Annotated in this window: 25 protein-coding genes; 13 read left to right on the top strand and 12 right to left on the bottom strand. The window is 64.1% G+C overall.

The genetic code is table 11. The features are described 5' to 3' along the window. Both HUK84_RS02400 and HUK84_RS23725 read left to right on the top strand, forming a co-directional pair. A partial coding sequence (locus HUK84_RS02400; protein WP_176638798.1) for an MFS transporter occupies window positions 1–705 on the top strand: 705 nt, incomplete at its 5' end. Between the two features lie 16 nt (window positions 706–721). Then, window positions 722–889: a type II toxin-antitoxin system PemK/MazF family toxin gene (locus HUK84_RS23725; RefSeq protein WP_176638801.1), complete on the top strand. Its 168-nt coding sequence runs from the start codon at window positions 722–724 to the stop codon at window positions 887–889. 71 nt (window positions 890–960) lie between these two features. Here the strand turns inward: HUK84_RS23725 and HUK84_RS02390 are convergent, their stop codons facing one another. The 7 genes from HUK84_RS02390 to HUK84_RS02360 form a co-directional block, all read right to left on the bottom strand. Continuing rightward, window positions 961–3,345 carry a TonB-dependent receptor gene (locus tag HUK84_RS02390; protein WP_176638797.1) on the bottom strand — a complete coding sequence of 795 codons (2,385 nt, stop codon included), beginning with the start codon at window positions 3,343–3,345 and terminating at the stop codon, window positions 961–963. A gap of 92 nt (window positions 3,346–3,437) precedes the next feature. Next, window positions 3,438–3,566, bottom strand: a complete 129-nt coding sequence (locus HUK84_RS23490; RefSeq protein WP_281362722.1) for a RidA family protein — start codon at window positions 3,564–3,566, stop codon at window positions 3,438–3,440. A gap of 276 nt (window positions 3,567–3,842) precedes the next feature. Further along, complete coding sequence (locus HUK84_RS02380) at window positions 3,843–5,234, bottom strand: purine-cytosine permease family protein (RefSeq protein ID WP_176638796.1); 1,392 nt, start codon at window positions 5,232–5,234, stop codon at window positions 3,843–3,845. A 128-nt stretch (window positions 5,235–5,362) separates the two neighbouring features. Then, on the bottom strand, window positions 5,363–6,703 hold the full coding sequence (locus HUK84_RS02375; RefSeq protein ID WP_176638795.1) for a hypothetical protein: 1,341 nt from the start codon (window positions 6,701–6,703) through the stop codon (window positions 5,363–5,365). After that, a complete protein-coding gene (gene hisD / locus HUK84_RS02370; RefSeq protein WP_176638794.1) occupies window positions 6,700–8,028 on the bottom strand; it encodes a histidinol dehydrogenase in 1,329 nt (442 codons plus the stop codon). Before hisD ends, HUK84_RS02375 begins: the two co-directional genes overlap by 4 nt. 34 nt (window positions 8,029–8,062) lie before the next feature. Beyond that, on the bottom strand, window positions 8,063–8,830 hold the full coding sequence (locus HUK84_RS02365) for an SDR family NAD(P)-dependent oxidoreductase (protein WP_176638793.1): 768 nt from the start codon (window positions 8,828–8,830) through the stop codon (window positions 8,063–8,065). Further along, a complete protein-coding gene (locus HUK84_RS02360; RefSeq protein WP_176638792.1) occupies window positions 8,824–9,828 on the bottom strand; it encodes a zinc-dependent alcohol dehydrogenase in 1,005 nt (334 codons plus the stop codon). The genes HUK84_RS02365 and HUK84_RS02360 overlap by 7 nt, the downstream gene beginning before the upstream one ends. A 215-nt stretch (window positions 9,829–10,043) precedes the next feature. Between HUK84_RS02360 and HUK84_RS02355 the strand changes: the two genes are divergently transcribed. The 7 genes from HUK84_RS02355 to HUK84_RS02325 all read left to right on the top strand — a co-directional run bounded on the left by HUK84_RS02355 (window position 10,044) and on the right by HUK84_RS02325 (window position 14,204). Further along, window positions 10,044–10,241, top strand: a complete 198-nt coding sequence (locus tag HUK84_RS02355) for a cytosine permease (protein WP_176638791.1) — start codon at window positions 10,044–10,046, stop codon at window positions 10,239–10,241. A 14-nt stretch (window positions 10,242–10,255) separates the two neighbouring features. Further along, on the top strand, window positions 10,256–11,404 hold the full coding sequence (locus HUK84_RS02350; RefSeq protein WP_176638800.1) for an alpha-hydroxy acid oxidase: 1,149 nt from the start codon (window positions 10,256–10,258) through the stop codon (window positions 11,402–11,404). Between the two features lie 12 nt (window positions 11,405–11,416). Further along, entirely contained in the window at window positions 11,417–11,656 is a 240-nt protein-coding gene (locus HUK84_RS02345) for an aldehyde dehydrogenase family protein (protein ID WP_176638790.1), read from the top strand. A 116-nt stretch (window positions 11,657–11,772) separates the two neighbouring features. Further along, window positions 11,773–12,519 (top strand): glucose 1-dehydrogenase, encoded by a 747-nt coding sequence (locus tag HUK84_RS02340; protein ID WP_176638789.1) that lies wholly within the window; start codon window positions 11,773–11,775, stop codon window positions 12,517–12,519. A gap of 43 nt (window positions 12,520–12,562) precedes the next feature. Next, window positions 12,563–13,396: an alpha/beta fold hydrolase gene (locus HUK84_RS02335; RefSeq protein WP_176638799.1), complete on the top strand. Its 834-nt coding sequence runs from the start codon at window positions 12,563–12,565 to the stop codon at window positions 13,394–13,396. A 65-nt stretch (window positions 13,397–13,461) separates the two neighbouring features. Further along, the gene (locus HUK84_RS02330) at window positions 13,462–13,812 is read left to right on the top strand and encodes a hypothetical protein (protein ID WP_176638778.1); all 351 of its coding nucleotides are present in this window, start codon (window positions 13,462–13,464) and stop codon (window positions 13,810–13,812) included. A 17-nt stretch (window positions 13,813–13,829) separates the two neighbouring features. Next, entirely contained in the window at window positions 13,830–14,204 is a 375-nt protein-coding gene (locus HUK84_RS02325; protein ID WP_176638788.1) for a DUF427 domain-containing protein, read from the top strand. A gap of 230 nt (window positions 14,205–14,434) precedes the next feature. Here the strand turns inward: HUK84_RS02325 and HUK84_RS02320 are convergent, their stop codons facing one another. The 3 genes from HUK84_RS02320 to HUK84_RS02310 all read right to left on the bottom strand — a co-directional run bounded on the left by HUK84_RS02320 (window position 14,435) and on the right by HUK84_RS02310 (window position 18,099). Next, window positions 14,435–15,337 carry a LysR family transcriptional regulator gene (locus HUK84_RS02320; protein WP_246285308.1) on the bottom strand — a complete coding sequence of 301 codons (903 nt, stop codon included), beginning with the start codon at window positions 15,335–15,337 and terminating at the stop codon, window positions 14,435–14,437. A 347-nt stretch (window positions 15,338–15,684) separates the two neighbouring features. Continuing rightward, the gene (chrA, locus tag HUK84_RS02315) at window positions 15,685–17,100 is read right to left on the bottom strand and encodes a chromate efflux transporter (protein WP_176638786.1); all 1,416 of its coding nucleotides are present in this window, start codon (window positions 17,098–17,100) and stop codon (window positions 15,685–15,687) included. A gap of 18 nt (window positions 17,101–17,118) precedes the next feature. Then, window positions 17,119–18,099 (bottom strand): chromate resistance protein ChrB domain-containing protein, encoded by a 981-nt coding sequence (locus HUK84_RS02310; protein ID WP_176638785.1) that lies wholly within the window; start codon window positions 18,097–18,099, stop codon window positions 17,119–17,121. A gap of 193 nt (window positions 18,100–18,292) precedes the next feature. Between HUK84_RS02310 and HUK84_RS02305 the strand changes: the two genes are divergently transcribed. From HUK84_RS02305 to HUK84_RS02290, 4 genes are all read left to right on the top strand, one after another. Continuing rightward, entirely contained in the window at window positions 18,293–19,204 is a 912-nt protein-coding gene (locus HUK84_RS02305; protein ID WP_176638784.1) for a DUF1259 domain-containing protein, read from the top strand. A gap of 43 nt (window positions 19,205–19,247) precedes the next feature. Next, window positions 19,248–20,465, top strand: a complete 1,218-nt coding sequence (locus HUK84_RS02300) for an IucA/IucC family C-terminal-domain containing protein (RefSeq protein WP_176638783.1) — start codon at window positions 19,248–19,250, stop codon at window positions 20,463–20,465. Between the two features lie 131 nt (window positions 20,466–20,596). Then, complete coding sequence (locus tag HUK84_RS02295) at window positions 20,597–21,322, top strand: SDR family NAD(P)-dependent oxidoreductase (protein ID WP_176638782.1); 726 nt, start codon at window positions 20,597–20,599, stop codon at window positions 21,320–21,322. Window positions 21,323–21,456: 134 nt separating this feature from the next. Further along, window positions 21,457–21,810 (top strand): ArsC family reductase, encoded by a 354-nt coding sequence (locus HUK84_RS02290; RefSeq protein WP_176638781.1) that lies wholly within the window; start codon window positions 21,457–21,459, stop codon window positions 21,808–21,810. Between the two features lie 31 nt (window positions 21,811–21,841). Here the strand turns inward: HUK84_RS02290 and HUK84_RS02285 are convergent, their stop codons facing one another. Together HUK84_RS02285 and HUK84_RS02280 are read right to left on the bottom strand one after the other, a co-directional pair. Further along, window positions 21,842–22,051 (bottom strand): heavy-metal-associated domain-containing protein, encoded by a 210-nt coding sequence (locus tag HUK84_RS02285; RefSeq protein WP_176638780.1) that lies wholly within the window; start codon window positions 22,049–22,051, stop codon window positions 21,842–21,844. Further along, the coding region (locus HUK84_RS02280) for an HAD-IC family P-type ATPase (protein ID WP_176638779.1) at window positions 22,048–22,431 on the bottom strand (384 nt) is incomplete at its 5' end. The genes HUK84_RS02280 and HUK84_RS02285, both read right to left, overlap by 4 nt.

Genomic DNA, 22,431 nt, shown 5'->3' with positions numbered 1-22,431 from the left:
CGCCTGGCCTTCCTGGCGGCGGTGCCCTTCGTCGCCTTGGGGGTCTGGCTGCGCGGCACGCCCTCGGGCCGCCCGGCCGCGCGGACGCCGTCCCGTCCCCCCGCCGTCATGATCCTGCGCCACTGCGGGCTCTCTCTGGCCTGCGGCATGGCCTTGCGCCTGGCAGAGAATGGCGGCGTCTATCTGATGACGGTATTCGCCCTGTTCTACGGCCACGCGCGGCATATTCCCGATACCTGGCTGCTGACGGGCACCATGGCGGGGATGGCGGCCGACGGCTTGGCGATGCCCTGTTTCGGCCGGCTTGCCGACCGTATCGGCGCCTCGCGCGTCTATCTCGGCGGGGCCGTGGCGCTGGCCGTCCTGGCCGAGCCGTTCTTCATGCTGCTCGACCATGGCACCCTGTGGTCGGTCGTCCTGGCCTTCACCGGCGGCATGGCGCTGTGCCACGCGCCGATGATCGCGGTGGAACCCGCGCTTCTGGCACGTCTTTTTCCCCGCGAACTTCGCTATAGCGGCGTCGCGATGGCACATGAACTCGGTGCCGTCCTGGCGGGCGGCATTTCCCCGCTGCTCGCCGCCGGCTTATATCGCACAACGGGCGGGGCGTCGGGCGTAGCAATCTATATGACGGTGCTCGCCACTGTGTCTGCCCTGGCACTATGGCGCCCAAATGCTGCGACCAGGGTACGAGTAGGCCGATGACTGACACCCAACGCGGCTGAGACGGCGGCATAGGTGCCTGACGCCGGATATCATCTGGCTCGAATTCCCGCCCCAGGCAGGCCATGAGCAGGCGGGCCGTCGTCCCGCAGTCGTCCTATCGCCGGCTACAGCCGAGCGATACCCAGCGATCATAATCGCGCCGGGCCTGCTCCGACGACGATGAAGTCGACCATTTCGGCTTCTTCGTCCTTCATGCCCGTTCATGCGACCTGGTCCGACGCGCCCCGCAAGGCCTTAGAACCCTGTCGAGACGGTCATGAGCGCGGCGAAGGTCGGCGCGACGTAGTAGGTCGAGGTTCCGGCGGTCGGGCCGGTGCTGTAGACGCCCGAGAGGTAGTGGGCGTCATTGAGATTGACGATGTTCAGGCGGATGCTGGGCTTCTTCATGAACCCGATGTCTGGCGCACGCGCGCCGAGCATCAGGTCCACCTGCTTGTGGCCGGGAATGCGCTCGTCATTCATAAACGTGCCGTATTCCTTGTCGACATATTTCATCGAAACACTGCCGAAGAACGTGCCGTCATCGTACTGGATGCCGATCGCAGCCATCCAGCGCGGTGCCGACGTGGCGACCTTGCCCTTGGTGTTGTAGGTCACGCCACTGAGGGTGATGTTGTTGTCCGTGGTGGCGTAGAGGTATTCGCCCGAAAAATACGGCGAGAAATGATGCCACGGCGTCAGGCCGAGTTCCGCATCCACTCCGCGCGATGTCATGCCGCCGGCGTCGAGGAAGTATGGAACGGCGTTGATGTATTCGTTGATGGCGTGATGGACGAAATTGTAGTTGAACAGCGTGACCGAGCCCGTCACCCATTTGTCGTGGTAACGCGCCCCGACTTCCTCGGCGATGCTGTATTCGTCCTTCAGATGGGTGTTGGCCGCCTGGTAAAGGCTGGCGTCATAGGGGCTGTTATACTGGTTGTAGAACGCCGATCCCATCGGAACACGGAAACTCGTGGTGGTGTTGGCGAAGAGCTGGATTTCGTCATTCACCTTGTAGCTGATCGAAAAGCGCGGCAGCGGTTCGGCGGAGTTGTAGCTTGCGCCATATTGCGGGCCCGGCTGGTTCAGCGTGCCGTCACGTGCGGTCATGACTTCCTTGAAGCCGGCATCGATGATCAGTCTGTCGTTCAGAAGGTGAACCTCGTCCCCGACATAAAGCCCGACCATCTGCGTGATCGTGTGATACAGCCAGCCGTTGAGCACCGTTCCGTCCTCAAGCTTGACCAGCGGGCTGGAGACGTTTCCGGCGGCATCAAGCGCCGAGAACGGCTCGCTGACATGCATGTCGCTGTAGCCATACCACGCGCCGAACACGAGGTGATTGAAAGCCGTGTCGTAATGAGCGGCCGCGTTGATGCCGGTGTAGCTTTCACGTCCGTACCAGTCCCACTTCGCGGCGATGTTGCCATCCTGGGCGTAGTCGTTTCCTGCGAGCGATCCGTTCACGGCCTGCGTGCCGTTATAATAGGTGCCGCTCGTCGGAATCGTGTAGACGCCCAGCGGGTAGTTGCCCGATCCGTGGTAATAGTACGGTGTGACTTCGAGCGACCATTGGTTGTTCAGTTTGAAATGCGACTGACTGCTGAGGAAGTAGTCGGTCCAGTTCGTCTGGAATCCCTTGTAGTAGTTGGGATCTCCGAACTTGTAGATGCCATCGAGGTTGATCCCCCCGCCGAGGCCGTAGGTCTTCCAGTCGGACAGCGTCGGTGTGCTGTACCAGGCTGTGCTTTCGTTGTTGTAGGTGAAGGAGAGGCTGGTGCTGCTTTCCGGTGTCCAGTCCTTGACCGCCTTGAAATCCACGTGACGGCGGTTATTGCGGCCCGGCCCGCGCCATGCGCGGCTTGTGAGGTTCGAGAAGGATGCGAACATGCGGAGCCCGGTGTTGCCGATCTCCCCCGAATCATAACGCAGGAACTGGCGGTTCATCTGATGGGAGCCATAGCTGACGTCGAGCTGGCCCTGGCGCGTGTATTCCGGGTTATGCAGGCGGACGTTCATCGTTCCGCCAGCGGAATACACGGTCGGAATCTGGATATCCGGCGCGCCCTGCTGGAGCTGGACGCTTTCCATATTCTCGCTGTCGACCCACTCCGACGAGTTCGGAGTATAGTTGTCTGGGTCGTTCATCGGCGCACCTTCGAAGATGTAGCCGATTTCCTGCTGGTTCAGTCCGCGTACGCTGACGGCGGACTGATCGGTCACACCGAACGGGTCACCCATGGCGACGTTCGCGCCGGGAGAGAGCGTGACGAGGGCCAGCGTGTTCGACGCGGGCGACTGTTTCGAGATGAACTCGCGAGAGATGGTGCTGACGGAACGCGCGGCCGTTTCGGGGCGGATCAGACCACCGCCCGCGTGATGACGGCTCGCCGAAACGCTGATCGTCTCGGCCGGCCCCGTGCTGTCGAGCGCGGTGCGTCGGGGGGCAGCGCCGCGAGGCGCCGCGGCCCGGGTCGAAGCCGGACGGGTGGTTGAGGCGGAATGGCCTGCTGTCCCGGTCGTGTGGAGACCCTGCCGCCCATGCGTGGTCGTGGCCGCTTTCGCTGCCCCCCCGAGCAGGAGGATCGTCGACGAAAGAAGCAAACAGCGACGTGAGAGCGGAGATTTCGTCTGCATGTTGGGTACCTCTGCTGACGGGACCCGAAAGGGCGGGTCGGGGGCGTTCGGGTCGTTCATGGGAACAGGGCATCCGGCTGTGAGGCCGTATTTCAATCGGGAATGGCGGCGATGACGTCCACTTCGATCAGCCATTCGGGGCGGGCGAGGGCCACCACGACGAGACCCGTAAAGACCGGGAACACGCCCTTGAGATACTGGCCCATGAGATACTGGCCCAATACGCGATAGGCGGCTTCGCGGTAGTGGCTATCCGTCAGATGGTCTGCTCGGGACAGGTGTCTTTGGTGTTGAACGGGCGGATCCGCTTATGGACGGGCATGGGCGTGTTTCCTCAAACTCTTCGCGTCTGCCAAGGGGTGCCTGTCATGGATCGTCTGACAGGATTTTGGTGCGATGCAGGAATGGTCGCAATTTGATGCGTGTATTTAAAGAATGGTTCTACGGGCCTGAGCTTCGGAAAAACCTAAGAAGGGGTGTTGCTGAAAAAAAGCCGTTCAGGTCGAACGGCGTGCCCAGGTCCAGTAGAGCAGTCCGGGGACGAAAATTCCGATGATCCATGACAGGTCGATCCCCCCCAACGACTCTGCGATACTGCCGACATACAGCCCGGTCGACAGGAACGGGATCTGCACGATCACGCCGATCGCGTAACAGACGAGAGCCGGGCGGTTGGCGTGGCCATACACTCCGCCATCGCCGCGAAACAGGGATGGAATGTCGTAATTGCCGTGGCGCACGAGGTAGTAGTCGGCGAGGTTGATCGCGGTCCAGGGCGAGAGGACCGCCAGCAGAAGAGCAATGACGTTGTCGAGGATTTCCAGCGCGCTGCCGCGGAGATTGATGGTGATGATGGCGCCGGCCAGAAGCAGGATGGCGGCGGCGATCGCGCGGGATCGGCTCGTTGGGTTCCAGTCCGGGCGAAAGGTCTGAAGAAACGTCAGGGACGACAGCGCCGCGCAGTAGATCTGCATCGTGCAACTGACCAGCGTGGAGATGATCATCACCGCGAACAGCAGGATCGGCAGAATTGGGGAATAGGTACGCACGGCGTCGTACATGTTGCCGGAAAAGCCCGTGCTGCCGAGATAGGCGCCGATGAATGTCGGGAAGGCCGTTCCCACGATGCTGCCCGTAAGGCAGACGAGAAATGCCGTGCGCTCTCCGGTGCGGGAGGGAAGGTAACGTGTATAGTCCGAGACATAGGGCGCATAGGCGATCTGCCACAGCACGCCGAGCGAGAGCGCCGCCAGGAACTGGTGCGCCGTCGGCGTGGCCCAGATCGGGAGCGCGAGCTGTCCGTGAGAGGCGCCGAAATAGGCGAGGGCCAGCAGAACGGATGTCAGGGCGGCAACGGGGATGAAGCCCGAGATGAACCGTTCGATGACGTCATGACCGATGGCACAGAGCGTGGCGACCACGATCACCGCGCCCCAGATGGGGATCTGGCCATAACCGGGACCGAAGACCTGAGCGGACTGCTCGCGGCCGATCGCAAAGAACGTCGCGGTAAAGCCGACATACATCAGGATGATGATCGCGATGATCAGGAGGCTGCCGGTCGAGCCGAACTGCCCGCGCGTCTGCTGCATCTGCGGGATGCCGAGATGCGGCCCCTGCGCTGCATGCAGGGCCATGAACACCCCGCCCAGGAGGTTGCCACACAGAATGGCGACGAGTGACCATCCAAGAGCAAGGTGGCAGATGCCGGGGTAAAGCATCCCGGTCATGATGGCCATGATGTTCTGGTTCGCGCCGATCCAGACCATCAGCAGCGACCAGGCGTTTCCGTGGCGGCGCTCTTCGGGAATCGGGAAAATGGTTTCGTTTTCGATGGCGAACGGAGAGGCTTCTGCCGCGTGGGCGCTCTTGTCTGCGAACTGCGTCATGACGCGGATATGTCCTTTCCGTTCCGGTTCGTTCGAACGTGCCTATCGTTCCGAAATTGTACCGACGTTACGGTGACCGGTCGCAACTGTCTTGAGCGCCCGCTGTGCCGGCCCTGGAATATGCCGGCTCAGGAAACCGCCGGATCGATGATGTCGAGAAAGCGGGAGACGACGTCCTGGCCGCCCGATCCGCGCTTGGGTTCCGCGCCGCACATCATGGCGATGGCGAGGCCCGTGAGGGAGGATGCAGGCGTGTGACGGCTGTTCGGACTGGAGTCTGACCGGGCACAGAGGTCCATGACCAGCGTCGGGCAGCAGAACAGGCCGGAGCGGATGGTTTCGCGCCAGTTGTCGGGGAGCGCGTTGCGTTCGGACAGGGCTGTAAGCAGCGGTTTCCACAGAAGGCGGGCCTTGTCTGTCAGGAAGGTCTGTCGCAGCGGTGTGAGAGACCAGTTGCGCGTTACGAACGCCGTGCCGTCGCGAAGCGTGATCTCCGGGATGCCGCGGAGTTCAGAGGAATGGTACAGCCAGTCGGGATGGGCGAAGATGTTGTGAAACGTGGCCTTGATCTCGGCGAGAAGAGCCGGGATGTTGCGACCTGCGAAGGCCGGGTCGAAAAAGGTCAGCCCTCCGGGTTCGGCGTTGTGTTCGTCTTGGGGAGCGAACCAGACATTGGCGTTATGCGCATCGCCGTGAGCAATCACGCCTCCGGACGCGGCAAGTGTCGCGGGTTCGAGGCGTGTCAGGGCGTTCTCGAAGCAACTCTGTAGCGTACGGTCGTAGGCAACGCCGTCGATCACCCAGCGCAGATGGCGCAGTTCGGCACCGCTGACGCTGAGGCCGGGAAAGGCGAATATCCGGTCGTGGGCGAAGAACGTGGCTGCGCGGCCGCCCAGCGTGTCCGGCGGGGTGCCGGGCGTCGTCAGGCGGTGGTGAAAGAGTTGGTGGATCGGCTCACCGGCGCTCTCGGCTGCGGTGATCGGGTGCCATGTTCGCAGATAGATCTCCGCGCTCGACCGGTCGAGTTTGCGTTGCGCTTCGATCAGGGCGGGGCCATCGGCCCCTGGCAGCGGCCGTCCGTGATCGACGGCGCGGGCGGCGTCTGCGAGTTTGGGGATGGTTCGCAGGGGATAGAGCAGGATCTGCCGCCCTATTCGGCGAGAGACATAGGTGGGCATATCGACGGGAAAACCTGCCGCGAGCAGGATTTCGCCGCGATAGAATTCCTGAAGGACGGACTCCTCGTTTTCCTCATGATGGAACTTGAAGAAGAAGCGTACCCCATCCTCTCTCGTCAGGAAGCCGTTGACCGAGTTCAGGCTGTAATCGTCCGCTCCAAGCGTAACCTCCCGGACCGGAAAGCCGAATTCCTCCGCGATCATGCGCGCCAGCAGCGACTTCGCGAGGTCGGGCTGGCCACGGCGGGCTGCGGCGAGAATACCGGCGGCACTGACGGAGGGATCGGTCATCGCGGTTCGACCTTCGGCATGGGGCGTGCGGCGGAGACGGCGCGAGCGTGGCCGGAGAAGTTCTCATAGCGCGCAAAGCGTTCCGCGTGCCGCGCGGCTTCGGGATAGGCTTCCGGCGAGACACGGGCGAAGGACATGCGCTTCATGAAGTCATGCACCGACAGCGGAGAATGTGTCCGTGCGGCGCGGTTGGTCGGCAGGACGGCATTCGGGCCGAGGACGTAGTTGCACAACGTCACCGGGGAAGCCGTGCCGAGCAGGACTTCACCGGCATTGCGGATGCGTCCCAGATCGGCCATCGGATCTGTGGTCAGGATTTCCAGATGCTCGGGTGCATAGGCGTTGGTGAAAGCGACCGCGGCCTGAAAATCCTTCGTCAGGATGACGCCCCCATGTTTCCCGCCCAGAACCGCCTGGGAGAAGCCGGCGCGCTTTTCGTCCATCTCGGCCCAGTGCGCGGGGAGTGCGGCGATTACGCCTTCGGCGACGCGGCGGCTGCTGGTGACGAGCCACGCCGAGGAATCCGGCCCGTGTTCCGATTCGATGATCAGGTCGAGCGCGGCAAGAACGGGATCGACGCTGTCGTCGGTGAGGATGATGCTTTCGCTCGGTCCCGCCGGGATGCCGGGATCGATCCAGTCGGACAGCAGGCGTTTGGCCGCGACGACATATGGGCTGCCGGGCCCGACGATCTTGGCGCAGGCGGGGACGGTCTCGGTTCCGAACGCAACGGCGGCAACTGCCTGTGCGCCACCGCATTTGTAGACGTCCTCGACGCCGATCAGCCGGGCCGCCACGAGCGTTCCCGCGTCCACTGTTCCATCGGGAGACGGAGGGGTCACGATGACCAGGCGCGGCACGCCCGCGACCTTGCCCGGGATGGTCGTCATGTTCACGACGCTCGGAAAACAGCCCTTGCCGCGGGGGACGTAGCAGGCGACGGAATCGATCGGGACGTTTCGGTCTCCGGCCCAGATGCCGGGGCGGACCTCGATCATCCAGTTGTCTTGCGGCTTCTGGGCTTCGTGGAAGCGACGGATATTGTCGATTCCGTATTTGATGGCTTCGAGCACATCTGGCTCGATGCTGGTGAAGGCGGCGTCGAACTCCTCCGGTGTGGCTTTGATGCTCATCTGGGGGTCGGTGACCTGGTCGAAGGCCTGCGCGAAATGGCGCAGCGCTGCGTCGCCCTCGGTTCGCACGCGTTCGATGATGGGCGTGACGCGCTCCAGAAAGACCGACAGGTCGCTCTCGGTCCGTTGCAGGAGCGCTTCGGGTATGGTGGTTGCCTGAGTGAGATCGTGAAACGTGACGTGATCTGACATGAAGAACAGTCCTGAAGAGGGAAGGTGAGAGAAATCAGAGGGCGGCGAGAGTTCCGCCGTCCACGTAGAGCACCTGCCCGGTGATGTAGGCCGAGGCCGGGGAGCAGAGGAACTGAAGCGGCCCGATGAGATCGTCGGGCAATCCGAACCGACCGAGCGGAATTTGCGCGAGCATCCGCGCCTGCCAGTCTGCATCGGCGAAGAACGGGGCGGTCATGTCGGTGTGGAAATAGCCCGGTGCAAGCGCGTTGACCCGGATCCCGCGCGGTGCCCATTCGACCGCCAGACTGCGTGTCATGCCAAGGATGCCGGATTTCGAGGCGCTGTAGGGCACGGCTTTTGCCACGCCGGCCGCCGACGTCAGGGAGGCGAGATTGATGATGCTGCCTCCGGCCGTCATGAGGCGTGCAGCGTGCTGGGCGACGAAGAACGGACCCTTGAGGTTGGTATCGAGCAGCCGGTTCCACAGGGATTCGTCCACCTCGTCGCTGGCGCGAAGGCTTTCGTCACCGGCGTTGTTGACGAGAATGTCCAACCGTGGGCTGGTGCGGGCGATGTCCATGAATGCCGAACGGATCGCGTCCGGGGACCCGACATCCATGATCGCGGGGTGAAGGCTCAGGCCGGTTTTTGCCGCGTCCGCGCACGCGCGCTCGAGGGTTGCGGCCGTGCGGCCCGCGATCCAGACCTCTGCGCCGCACTGTGCCAGATGGAGCGCCATCGCATATCCCAATCCCCTGCCTCCGCCTGTGACGAGGGCGGTCTTCCCGGCCAGGGAGAAGAAGTCGGGCGTGGTTACCATGCGTCGCTCATGCCGTTGGGGGTGATCAGGGTTTTCAGCCGGACTTCCATGCCTGCGAGCAGGGCGTCGTAGCGCTGCGGGAGGTCCTGGAGCGGGGTCGGACTGCTGATCAGCGCGTCGAGTTTCGGGGCGATGGAGGGCAGGAATGCGATGGCCTGCGGCATTTCGTTCGCGAAGGCGCTGACGCCGAAGAGTTCGGTCTCATTTTCGACGACGCGGTTGAAGTCGATTTTCGGCTTCTGGTGAAACAGCCCCGCGAGGACAAGCCGACCGCCAGGCGCGATGCGTTCGCAGGCCAGTTCTATGACCGGCGCCGCGCCCGTCGCATCCAGAATGAAGCGCGTGTTCCAGCTTTCGGTATCGGGCGAGAGGGGGTGGGTGCCGAGATGGGCTTCGAGCAGGGCCTGCCGCGCCGCGTTGCGTTCGAGAAGCGAGACCTCATGTCCGCGTTCGCGCAGGATGAGCGCTGCGAGGCCACCGATCGTGCCTCCGCCGCAGACGACGACACGTGCGCCCGGGGTGGGGGCAAGGCGGTGGACGGCGTGAAGCGCGACGGAGAGTGGCTCGACCAGAGCGCCGTGCCGGAGCGGCATGTCGGGTGGCAGGGGAAGAAGTTGCGTCGCGGGAAGGACGGCTTCCTGCGCGAAACCGCCGTCGCAGACTTCGCCGACGAAACCGAGCTTGCGGCACAGGTTCGGTTGTCCGGAGTGGCAGGATGCGCAGCTTCCACATCCGACCCGCGAGTCGGCGACGACGTGATCTCCGGGCGCCAGGCCCGCGCAATCGCCGCAGGTTTCCGTAACGATGCCGGCAAATTCGTGCCCCGGCGTGACGGGGCAGCGTGAGAGCCATCGGCCTGTCCGGAAATTGTGCAGGTCCGATCCGCAGATTCCGGCGGCTTCGATCCTGACGCGGACAAACCCCTCTTGCAGACCGGAAGGGGGGACGATCGGCATGACGCGGATGTCACCGATTCCGTAGAAACGTGCAGCGAGCATGGGATCTGCCCTCCGTTTCAAGATGAGACCGCGTGTCGGCTCGGCGTCCGGTATAGATATGATGGAAGTGGAATGAAAACCCTGTCCGGGCGCTTTTCAGCATAGATTTTTCCGGGTCATGGCTTCAGGAAATATGCAGCAGAAATCCATTACAAATGTGGAAGATGTTATGATCTACTGATGCGCCGTCATCGGCGAACGGAAGAGGACACGGCATGGGGGATGCGGTGAGCACACTGGAATCCGAGACGATCTATCCCGTCCCCGCCGCGCGGCGATATAGGACGGCCCGGGACCTGTTTACGGTATGGTTCGGGCCAAATCTGATGATGCTGACGGTGGTGACCGGTGCACTCTCGACGACGGTCTTCGGTCTCTCCCTCGTCCCGGCGGTGGTCGGCGACGATGCTTGAAGGGCGCGTGGTGTATGACGGTCGTAGATGATGGTGCGTTCTCGGGCTTTGCGGAGCGGGCGCGTCAGAGGCTGCCGCGCCTTTTTGCGGATTATGTGGACGGCGGCGCGCATGGCGAGCGAACCATGGTCCGCAATCGTGCGGCGTTCGGAAAATGGGGCGTGGTGCCGCGGGGGCTACGGGATGTGTCACGCATCGAAACCGGCGTGCGATGTTTTGGACAGGACTGGGCGGCGCCGATCATGCTGGCGCCGGTCGGCTTTGCGGGAATGCTCCATTCGGACCGCGAAACCGGAGCCGCGCGCGCGGCAAAACGTTCGGGCGCCGGGTTTGCCGTCTCGACGTTTTCGATTGACGCGATGGAAGATGTCGCGGCCGTCGGGGGGAAACCTTTCGCGCAGATCTATGTCTTCCGTGATCGCGATCTGACGCGTGACATGCTTGCCCGTGCCGCGTCCTGTGGGATCGAGGGGATCATCGTTACGATCGACACGGCCATTACGCCTGTTCGCGAACGTGATGTCCGCAATGGATTTCGCCATCTGGCGCGCCCCAGCGTCCGGCAGATGATCGGGCTTGCCGGGCGTCCGCGATGGTCGGCGGGTATGCTGAAGCACGGAATGCCGCTGATCGGAAATCTCAGACCCTATACGACCGTGCGTGGTGTGATGGGGCAGGCGCGGGAGATGGCTGCCCAGATTGATCCGACCCTCGATCAGGTCGGGCTGGAATGGCTGCGCTCCGAGTGGAAAGGGCAGTTGATCGTCAAGGGCGTGATGCACCCGGATGATGCGCGTCTGTCGCTGGACGCCGGTGCCGATGGGCTGATCGTGTCCAATCACGGCGGACGGCAGATGGACCCGTCGCCCGCCGCGATCGAGGTTCTGCCCCGGATCGCCGAAGTCGTTGGAGGAAGAACCGATATCGTCATCGATAGTGGAATCCGGCGCGGTGGCGATGTGGTGACGGCGCTGGCGCTCGGTGCGACGGCCGTATCCGTCGGGCGTCCGTGGGCGTGGGCGCTGGCGGCCGATGGTGAACGCGGGGTCGTGTCGGCGATCGAGGCCCTGACGCAGGAAGTGCGGGATGTGCTCGGCCTTGCCGGGCTTCGGGATATTGCATCCCTGCGCGCGGCTGGTCCCTGCGCCTTGTGGCGCATGTGACAAGCCGGGCGTGTGCCGTATGCGGGCGCGAGCAATGTGAAGCAGGTCTGGCTGGAGACCGGCGGCAAGAGCCTGTGCCTCGTCTTCCCGGACGCCGATCTGGACGCGGCAGCCAGGCAGCGGCGCTGGCGAACGGATGTACGGTCAGCTTCCTGGCTGAGCATCTCGTCCCGGCCTGCGGGTTGCTTCGTGAGGGCTTCGCACAAGGGGCCGGTGGGCCGTCCATTCATCCCGGATCGGGATAGATCATAGCCTTTTTGCCTGGCTAATTTTGAAGCCGGAACCCGCGCATATCCACTCCAACGAGGCTGCAAGAGCGGCGATTGGCGCCACTTCGAAGCTGTCATCGGAATTGGAGGGGGCATTTCATGTCCAAGCTCGACGGTAAGATCGCAATCGTCACCGGCGCCTCGAAGGGCATCGGCGCCGCTACGGCCAAGGCACTGGCCGCGCAGGGAGCCTGTGTCGTCGTCAACTATGCATCGAGCAAGTCCGATGCAGACGCGGTCGTCGCAGCCATAACCGGAGCGGGCGGCCGCGCCGTTGCCGTTCAGGGCGACGTGTCGAAAGCGAACGAGGCGCAGGGCATCGTTGATGCCGCCATCAACGCCTATGGCCGGCTCGACATCCTCGTCAACAATTCGGGCGTCTATGCCTTCGGGCCGCTCGAAACGGTCAACGAGGCTGACTTCCATCGGATGTTCAATATCAACGTCCTCGGTTTGCTGCTGGTGACCCGGGCGGCCGCCGCGCATATGGGTGAAGGCGCGAGCATCATCAATATCGGCTCGGGCGTGACCGCGATCACGCCGCCTGCGACGTCGATCTACACGGCCAGCAAGGGCGCCGTGGACGCCATCACCGGAGTGTTGGCCAAGGAACTCGGCCCGCGGAAGATCCGGGTCAATTCGGTGAACCCCAGCCTCACCGAGACGCAGGGCACGCACAGCGCGGGCATGCTTGCGACCGATTTCGAGGCCGGCATCATCGCTCAGACGCCGCTCGGCCGTCTCGGCCAGCCGCAGGATATCGCCGATGTCGTCGCCTTCGTCGCCTCGGACGATGCGCGCTGGCTCACCGGCGAGCGGATTATCGCAGGGGGCGGTCTGCGCTGAGCGCGACGCCGCAAACGTCTTTCTATCTCGAAGTGAGAACATCATGACTTATTCGCATGACACCGCCCCGACCCAGTATGTCGAGGCCAATGGCATCCGCTTCGCGTACCGCCGCTTCGGCAAGGCGGGCGGCGTGCCGATCGTGTTCAACCAGCATTTCGTTGGCACAATGGACCATTGGGATCCTGCCGTGACCGACGGCCTGGCCGAGACCCGCGAGGTGATCCTGTTCAACAACGCCGGCGTTTCCAGCTCGTCCGGCGAAACGCCGAGCAACTTCCAGGACATGGGCGCCAATGCGATCGCCTTCATCCGCGCGCTCGGTCTCGAACAGGTCGACGTGCTCGGCATCTCGATCGGCGGTTTCGTCGCGCAGGAGATCGCCCTGCAGGGTGGCGACCTGGTCCGCAAGATCATCCTTGTCGGCACTGGCCACCGCGGCCAGGATATGACGGCCAGTCGTTCGAACGAGATCTTCTCGCAGAGCTACGATCCGCCCGAGCATCTCTGGCTGGCAGTGCACTTCAAGCCGACCGCGCGCAGCCAGAAGGCCGGTCTCGCCTTCCTCGAGCGGAAACTTCGCCGCCAGGATCGCGATCCCGACACGACCGAGCAGACCATGAACGCGCAGGTTGAGGCGATCGGCAAGTGGATCGCGCCGGAGAAGGACGTCCTCGCCTATCTGCATTCGATCGAGCAGCCGACGCTGATCGCGCAGGGAAGCGACGACGTGATCATCCCGACCATTCACTCGCTGACGCTGCAGCACGAACTGCCGAACGCGCAGCTCATCGTCTACCCGGACTCGGGTCATGGCTCGATCTACCAGTACCCCGAGCTGTTCGTGACCCACGCGACGCTCTTCCTCGACGCCTAAGCCCGTCATCCAGCCGCTCCCGATCGTCGTGGCGGCCGGGGGCGCTACTCCAAAGGAGACCGATCATGCTCGCCAGCAACGGTAAGACCATTGCGCTCGCCGAAGCCGGCGCGCAGGTCCTCGTCCACTACGGCACGTCGATTGACGACGCGCGCAGCGTCGTCGAACGGATCCGCGCGAAGGGCGGCAAGGCGGAAGCCGTCGGCGCCGCTCTTGCCGATTCGGAAGGGCCGGCCAATGTCATGGTTCATGGCCGCTTTTCCGGCACCGGCCGTCCGTCGGCCTGGATTGCGGTCGACATTCTGCGGATCGAAAACGGCCAACGCGCCGAGCACTGGGACGTGTTGCAGGACGAGGCGACCAGCGCCAATTCCGTTAGCGGCCTGCCGATGTTCGGCACCGCCTTTCCCGGCTGATTAGAGGAGGCTTTCCCATGCCCGACCGCGTCGTGAAAATTCCCGGCCCCGACCACCCCATCACCATCGAACCCAATGCGCACCGTGTCGTCGTGAGGCTGGGCGGCAAGGTGATCGCCGATACCACGCGCGCGCTTACGCTGCGCGAGGCGAACTATCCCGCAGTGCATTACATCCCGCGCGGCGACGTCGACATGGCAGCGCTAAAGCGGACTGAACACAGCACCTACTGCCCGTTCAAGGGAGATGCTTCCTATTTCAGCATTCCCAGCGGCGGCGAACGATCCGCAAACGCGATCTGGACCTATGAGGCGCCCTATGACGCTGTTGCCCAGATCAAGGCTTACCTTGCCTTCTACCCCGATCGCGTCGACGCGCTCGAAGAGCTGTAGACGTCGGTCGACGGGGCGCAACCCGGTAGGTGCCGGAAACATGTCGCTCTACGTGGGCGGCAAGCATGCAGTGGAGTCGCCTCGGAAAAGGCGAGCTACATCACCGGCCGGATCATGCGCGTAAACGGAGGAAGAACGGCCAGGTGATGCCGGTTGATGCCGGGGCCAACCTGACATCGCCACTGATGTCATCATCCAAGCGGCTGATCGTCGGCGTTTCATGTTCCGAGCTACGTCGAGATGGGAGTGTCTCGCCTCTCGTTCAGTTTGGCCGCGAGGAAGTCGATGAAGGCTCGTGCCGCGAAGCGGGTGGCTTTTCCGAGCGGGAAGTAGGCATGGACTTTGATCGGCACCGTCTCCCACTCGGTCAGCAGGCGGATCAGTCTTCCATCGCCAAGCTCGCTTCGACAGGACCAGTAACCGATCGATGCGATGCCCATGCCAGCGGCTGCGGCAGCCACCGTGCCCTCATTGTCGCTGAAGAGGGCGGTCGGCTTCGCGACTACCGCCTCTTCCGATCGGCCGTCCCTTACGAATGTCCATGCCGTGCCGACGCTTCCGGCAGGACCTTGGACGATCCTGTGATTGCGAAGCTCCGCGGGGCTTTGGGGATGGCCAGACCGCTCGAGATACGACGGAGCGGCGACGATGATGCGGGGATATGTCGTGAGCAGGCGCGCGGTGGCGCTGGAATCCGGCAGGTTTCCTATCCGAATCGCTACGTCAACCGCCTCGCGGACCAGATCCTGGTGCTGATCGCCCATGATGATCTGAAGTTCGAGCTTCGGGTGCTGCTCGGCGAAATCCGGGATGCGTGGAATGATCTCTCGGGCGCCGGCGCTCGTCGGCATTCCCACCCTCAACGTCCCCCGAAGCTCGCCCTGCCGCACGCTCTGCTCGGCTTCGTCCAGTTGATCCAGAATCGGCTCGATCCTTGCGAGATACTCGGCGCCGGCTTCCGTGGCGATAACGGCTCGGGTGGTGCGCGCCAGCAGCGGCACGCCAAGTTCCGCCTCGAGTTCCGCTACCGCCCGTGACGCCTGGGACTGCGAAATCGAAAGTTCGCGTGCGGCGCCGGAGAAGCTGTTCAGCCGCGCAACTCGGGAGAATATCTTGAGTTGCGCGACGTCCAATCGAGAACTCCGATCCCCTTCCGACATTCGGTCCGCGAGACTATCTCGCTCGCGAACATGCCGCTCCCATCAATCCCGATCCTGCATAGATCATAACCATATAGCGTGGCTAGAGCATCATCCGACCGGATGGACTCATTCGGTCGGATAAAGATGCTCGATAAAACAATGGGCTAGAGCCATATCCGTGAACCGGTGTGAACGGATATGGCTCTAGTGATGTCCTGCATGCCACCGCTGTGCGCCGCATCTATGCCGTGGTCGGCGACAGCCTCGATGGAGGCGGGCGATTGCTGTTTGCGACCGAGTCACCCGCGATGGGTCGAAGACGGTGTGAGGCAATTCGCCTACAATGTTCCAGAAGCCAATCCGTACAACAGGCCGAGCCCCGAGCACAGTGCCAGGACCGGCAAGATCCCGATCTTCAACCGGAAGAGCGCGACCATGGCGATCGCGGTCAGCGCCAGTGACGGGAGGTTGACGGACGCGAACACGGGCACGTCCAGCGTCATCCCGAGCGCATGCGTCCGGTGCAGCGTGCGGAACAGAACGTGCAGGGCAAACCAGACCGCCAGGTTCAGGATCACCCCCACCACGGCGGCGGTGATGGTCGCGAGCGCCGCCGACAGCGCCTTGTTGCCCCGCAGCGCCTCGATGTAGGGTGCCCCGAGAAAAATCCATAGAAAGCACGGTGTAAAGGTCACCCAGGTTGTCAGCAGGCCGCCCAGCGTGCCGGCAACCAGCGGATTGAGACCGCCTGGCGCCCGAAAGGCGCCCATGAAGCCGACGAACTGCGTGACCATGATGAGCGGGCCAGGTGTCGTCTCGGCCATCCCAAGCCCGTCGAGCATCTCGCCGGGCTTCAGCCAGCCGTATGTGTCGACCGCCTGCTGCGCGACATAGGCGAGAACGGCGTACGCCCCGCCGAATGTGACGACCGCCATCTTGGAGAAGAAGACCGCGATGGTGGCGAAGACATTGGCCGGTCCCAGAAGGACAAGCAGGCTGAGGACCGGCGCCAACCAGAGCAGGGCGAGCGTTGCGCCGACCGTCAGCGCCCAGCGGATGTCCGGCCGGGCATGGGCGGGGATTTCTTCGCCAAGCAGGCTGTCGGCATCCGAGACCGGATGACCGGAACCGGCCTTGTTGTGCCCGCCGCCGGCCAGGAAGGGGGCCAGTCCTGCCCGGCCACCCAGAAACCCGACGAGCGCCGCGCCCAGAATGATCAGCGGAAACGCGATATGGAAGAAGAACATCGCCACGAACGCCGCCGCGGCAAACCCGACCATCATGTCGTTTCGGAGTGCCCGCCTGCCGACGCGCATGACCGCTTCGAGCACGATGGCAAGAACGGCGGCCTTGAGCCCGAAGAACAATGCCTGCACCGCACCGACATGGCCGAAGATCGCGTAGATCCAGCTCAGGACCATGATGGCGACGGCGCCCGGCAGGACGAACAGGGCGCCGGCCACCAGCCCGCCTCGGGTCCGGTGCATCAGCCAGCCGATATAGATGGCGAGTTGCTGCGCCTCCGGGCCGGGCAACAGCATGCAGTAATTCAGCGCGTGCAGAAATCGGGCCTCGCCGATCCAACGCTTCTCCTCGACGATGATGCGGTGCATGACCGCGATCTGGCCGGCGGGACCGCCGAAGCTCAGGGCGGCGACCCGCGTCCAGACGCGAACCGCTTCACCGAACGGCACGCCGTGGGGCGGGGGCGCCGGCTGTGCCATCGTCATGTCGCGGCTCTTCTGGCTGTCCATGGGCCGGGTTCCTGCTGGTCACGTCTGCCGTGCACGGAAATATGTATATAGATTGTCGAAAATCGTGGCCCCCAGTGCGATCCGCTGATCGTCGTCCCGGTTGGCCATGGCGATGCCGGAGATGAGACGGGCGATGCCGGGCGCCTCCTCGCGGCCGAACTTGTTGTCCTTGAGGTCGATGTCGTGGACGATCTCGCCGATCGCCCGGAGCGCCGGATCGGCGAGTCCGGCACGCGCCGACAACACCTCGAAGCTGCACTGATCGCCTTCGTGGGTGAATTCGCCCTCGAACATGTCGAAACGCAGTTCGCCTTTCCTCGGTGCGTCGCCCTTGCCCGCCACGAAACGGATGCGCGCCTCGGGATCGATGAAACGGCGGATCAACCAGGCACAGGCGATGCGATCGACATGCACATCCCGGCGTGTCACCCAGACATGCCCCTGAAGCGTCCGTGTAGTCGTTCGTGCCGCCTTTGACGTGCCGGCCGCCGTATCGTCCGCCGCCTGGGCCTCCAACCCGTCCAGAACGACCTCCAGCGGTTCGCGGCCGCCGGCCCCGAAGAAATCGATGCGCGCGACCGCCGCGACGCGTTTGCGCAGCCGGCGGAGCTGGGTGCGGATGTCCGCCCGCTTGTCCTCGGAGCAGTCGGCAGCAAGTGCGCGGCCGAGGTCCCGCGCTTCGTCAGCGATCGCGTCATAATCGGCGTTACGCGCGGTATCGAACAGGGCGCGCACCTGGGCGTCGGACAGGCCGTCGAGCAGCCGTGCTTCGCACATTATCGCCTCCCCGCCGCCTTCGACGATTTCCTTCAGGAGCCATTCCAGGTCTTCCTGCGTTTCGGCTCCCGCCGGCAGCGCATAGACCGTGCTCTTCACCGCGACCGCGCCGATGCCCTGCAGCCGCCGCCAGATCTTCACCCGGAAATAGGCCGGCTTCGGCGGCAATTGATGGATCAGGAGCAGCCAGGGCTGTCCGGTTCGGGAGGACTCCGCGCTCATGGGGTTTATTTTAGGAGCGCCCCTTGCGGGGTGCAACCGATGTATCATTTTCCGTTTCTGGTGTTGCGGAAACATGATGCGGCCCCCGACCGGGAGGCGGCGTTCCCGTTCATCCCGCCACAACAGGTGCGACCCCTTGGATATTGCGGCGGTCGAATTCGGGCGTGTCGGAGCGCGATCAAGGAGAAGAAAAATGCGGAGACGATTTCTGACCGGTGCGGCGCTCATGGCGATGCTGTGGGCCGCCCCGGCCTCTGCCGTGCCCGGTCCTGCGCCCGGTCCCGTGCCTGCTCCTTGGGCGGCCGTAGGCGAGACCCTTGGTAAAGCCGGCACGGAACTGCCTGGCGGCGTCTATCGCGTGGCCCTGCCGCGTTCGGACCTCAAGGTCACGCTCGACGGTATTGCGATCAAGCCGGCGCTGGCGCTTGGCTCCTGGCTGGCCTTTCTGCCGAAAGGGAGGGATGCCATGGCGATGGGCGATCTGGTGCTGACCCAGGATGAGGTCGAGCCGGTGATGAAGCGGCTGGTCGAGGGCGGCTTCGAGATTACCGCCCTGCACAACCATCTGCTGCGTGCCGAACCGATGACGATGTACATGCACGTCGACGGGCACGGGGATCCGGTGAAGCTGGCCCAGACCCTGCACGCGGCGCTGCTGCTGACCGGGACGCCGCTGGGTGCTCCGGCGAATGCGCCGCCCCCGAAGCCGCTCGATCTCGACACCGCGATGCTGGATCGGGTTCTCGGGCAGGCCGGCAAGGCCAGTGGCGGGGTCTATCAGGTGACCATCCCGCGCGCCGAAACGCTGACGAGCGACATGACGGCGCTGCCGGTCGCCATGGGAACGGGCATCGCGATCAATTTCCAGCCGACAGGCGGCGGCAAGGCCGCGATCGCCGGCGATTTCGTGCTGATCGCATCCGAGGTCAATCCGGTGCTCCGCACGTTGCGGGAGCATGGCATCGCGGTCACGGCGCTGCATAATCACATGCTGAACGATCAGCCCCGCCTGTTCTTCATGCATTTCTGGGCGAACGACGATGCGGGCCGGCTGGCGCGGGGCCTGAAGGCGGCGCTGGACCAGATGAACCTGAAGAAAGGATAGGACCGCCGCTATCGCGTGCCGTTCTCCTTGGTGAGGCGTGTCCATGAAACTCGACGCCGTCATCCAGGATCGCCAGGCGCTGCTCTCCATGGAGCGTTATGTCGGCCTGGGCACGAAGACGTATAGTCCGCTGGCGGCGCGAACCGAGGCAGGGCCTGCCTACCAGCCGGAAAGCGGGGTGGCATCGTTCGATCTCGTCACCGTCACGGTGCCCCGGGAGCGGGTCTCCGTGTTCCAGGCGGCTCCTGCCGGATATCTGGCCGAATACTATCTGCGGCCGGACGGCATCCGGTTTGCGATCCATCCCGCGACCTGGGCTATGGAGGGGATCGCGCACCTGGAAGATCTTCGTGCCCTGCCGCGCGGCGCGCCGATCCGGGTCGCGCCCACGGCGTCGACCCGCACTGTGCTGACAGTCGGTCCGGAAATGGCGCCGCATTTCCTCAAGCTCCATTATCCGGTGCGGATCTCCCGCTTCAATCGCGGGCTGCTGCGGCGCAACGTCCAGAACAGCGTCGCCATCACGGCGGAGATGGCGCAGGTGCAGTCGGAGCGGTTTGCCTATCTGCCGGAGACGCTGGGCTTCGCTTTCGGCACCGACGAGAGGGCCTGGGGTTTCCTGGTGCGGGAGGTCATTGCCCGGCCGCCCATCGCCGGCCGCTTTCTGATTCCGTGCTTTGCGCTCTATGGGCGGGATATCCGTGCCCCGGACGATCCGCCGCTGCTGGTGCAGATGATCGCGCGGCTGCGCGTCGATCCGGCCGCGTTCGTGGTCAACGAGATCATCGTTCCCGTCATCGCGTTCTGGTGCTGGGGCGCACGTCGTGGCCTGCTGCTGGAATCCCATGCCCAGAATACGCTGATCGAGATCGACCGGGACTTCAGGCCAAGGCGGATCGTGTTTCGCGATTTCGACATCTGGATCGATACGGAAACACGGCGGCGCTGCGATCTCGGCCTGCCGTTCCCCGGGGCGGGGCTTGTGCCGGACGCCGGCCAGTCGATGGAACAATATTACAGCATCGTCTATGACCGCTTTATCGGCCACAATTTCTTCGACTATCTGCTCGATCTGTTGCGACGCTTTTATGATGTGGAAGAAGAGGTCGTTCGACAACGGGCGCGGGCTGCCTTCCACCAATTCTTTCCCGAAGCGCAGCATTTCTTTCCGAAGGACACGGTATTCTATTTCTCGAAGGACGCGCCGCCCGGTCACGCGTTCATGATCGAGGACCTGCGACAGCCTCCGGAATGGCGGTAGCGATCAATCCGTCTCGATTCCTGCATTTCTCTCCGATTTGCACGTCAATGCCGATGATGCGGATCCGGTTGCGCATTGGCGTGCGCGGCGTAAAAATATTGCAGATATCGTGGGAAATGAGGAGTGGCGGTATGGTGGAGAGTGCGACCGGGGATGGGGCCCAGGGCGGTGCCGGGCGGGTGGTCATGATTTCGGGGGCCAATCGCGGGATCGGGTTGGTGCTGGCCGAGGAATTGCGCGGACAAGGGTGGGTGGTCAGCGCGGGGGTGCGGGATCCGGCCGCGTTCTCGCTGGGGGCGCCGCATCTGGTGCACGGGTTCGATGCGACCGCGGGCGGGGCGGAGCGGGACTGGGTCGAGGCGACGGTGGCGCGCTATGGCCGCGTCGATGCGATCATCGCCAATGCGGGCGTGATGATTCCGCATTCGATCCTCGATTGCAGCGAGGACGAGATGAGCCTGATGCTGGAGGTCAATCTGCGGTCGCCGATCCGGCTGGTGCGCGCGGCGTGGCCGCATCTGGCGGCGTGCGGTGCCGGGCGGGTCGTCGTGATTGCCTCGCTGTCCGGCAAACGGGTGAAATCGGCGGAGTCGGGGCCCTATGCGATGACCAAGCATGCGGCCGTGGCGCTGGCGCACAGCATCAAGCGGACCGGCTGGGCGGCGGGGATCCGGGCGACGGCGGTCTGTCCGGGCTTCGTCGCGACCGACATGGCGCGCAGCATCACCACGCGGGCGGACGAGACGATGACGCAGCCGCAGGACGTCGCGCGCATGATCGCCGCCGTGCTGGACCTGCCCAATACGGCCAACGTTTCGGAATTGTGCATAAGCTGTTCCGAGGAGGATCTTTACTGACCGGGGGAGGGGCCGAGCCGGAGCCGGTCTGGGCAAGGGATCGTGGCGGGTCGGATGTTGCGCTATAAGGCCGTGCGCGGCCTGATTCGGGTTGGGCGCGGATCGTGGTGAGCGTGACGGAGGGCGGACGGTTTATGGCGCGGTCGGTTGTGATCCATGGGATCAAGGCGTGCGATACGATGAAGAAGGCGCGGTCATGGCTGGAAACGCATGGCGTGGCCTATGATTTCCATGATTACAAGAGCGGGGGAATCGCGCGCGGCGTGCTGGAGGGCTGGGTGCGGGCCGTGGGCTGGGAGGTCCTGCTGAACCGGGCCGGGACGACGTTTCGCAAACTGCCCGACTCCGACAAGGCCGATCTGGACGCGGCGCGGGCGGTCGCGCTGATGCTGGCGCAGCCTTCGATGATCAAGCGCCCGGTCCTGGACGTGGACGGGGCGCTGACGGTGGGATTCAAGCCGGAGCAGTACGAGGCGCTGTTCGGCTGAGGATCGCGGCGCCGCGATTGGACAATGCGGGTTACGCGCGGACGTCGAAGCCGGCGTCCTCGATCGCCGCGCGCAGGGCGGCGGGGCCGGTGCGAGACGGGTCGTAGCTGATGCTGGCCTGGGCCGGGGTGAGGGTGACGCTGGCCGCCGCGACGCCCGGCGTGCGTTCCAGGGCCTTCCGGACCGCGTTGGCGCAGCCGTCGCAGGTCATGCCGTCGATGGATAAAATCAGGTCGGTCATGCCGGGTTCCTTGTCATGGTGGGGATGGCGGGATGCGTGCGGGGTTTCCAGCGATTGAGCAGAAGCGCGTTGGAGACGACCGAGACCGAACTCAGGGCCATCATCGCGCCGGCGATGGCGGGGTTGAGCAGGCCCAGGGCCGCCAGCGGGATGCCCAGCACGTTGTAGACGAAGGCGAAGAACAGGTTCTGCCGCACCTTGGCGAGGGTAGCGCGCGAGAGGTCCATGGCGTCGACCAGGCCGCGCAGTTCGCCGCGCATCAGCACCATGTCGGCGGTTTCCAGCGCGATGTCCGTGCCGCTGCCCATGGCGATGCCGATATCGGCGGCGGCCAGCGCCGGGGCGTCGTTGATGCCGTCGCCGAGCATGCCGACGACCTG

It is taken from the genome of Nguyenibacter vanlangensis (assembly GCF_013376155.1).
In the GTDB taxonomy this organism is placed as follows: Bacteria; Pseudomonadota; Alphaproteobacteria; order Acetobacterales; family Acetobacteraceae; genus Gluconacetobacter; species Gluconacetobacter vanlangensis.
This window is presented reverse-complemented; position numbering and strand designations above follow the sequence as displayed.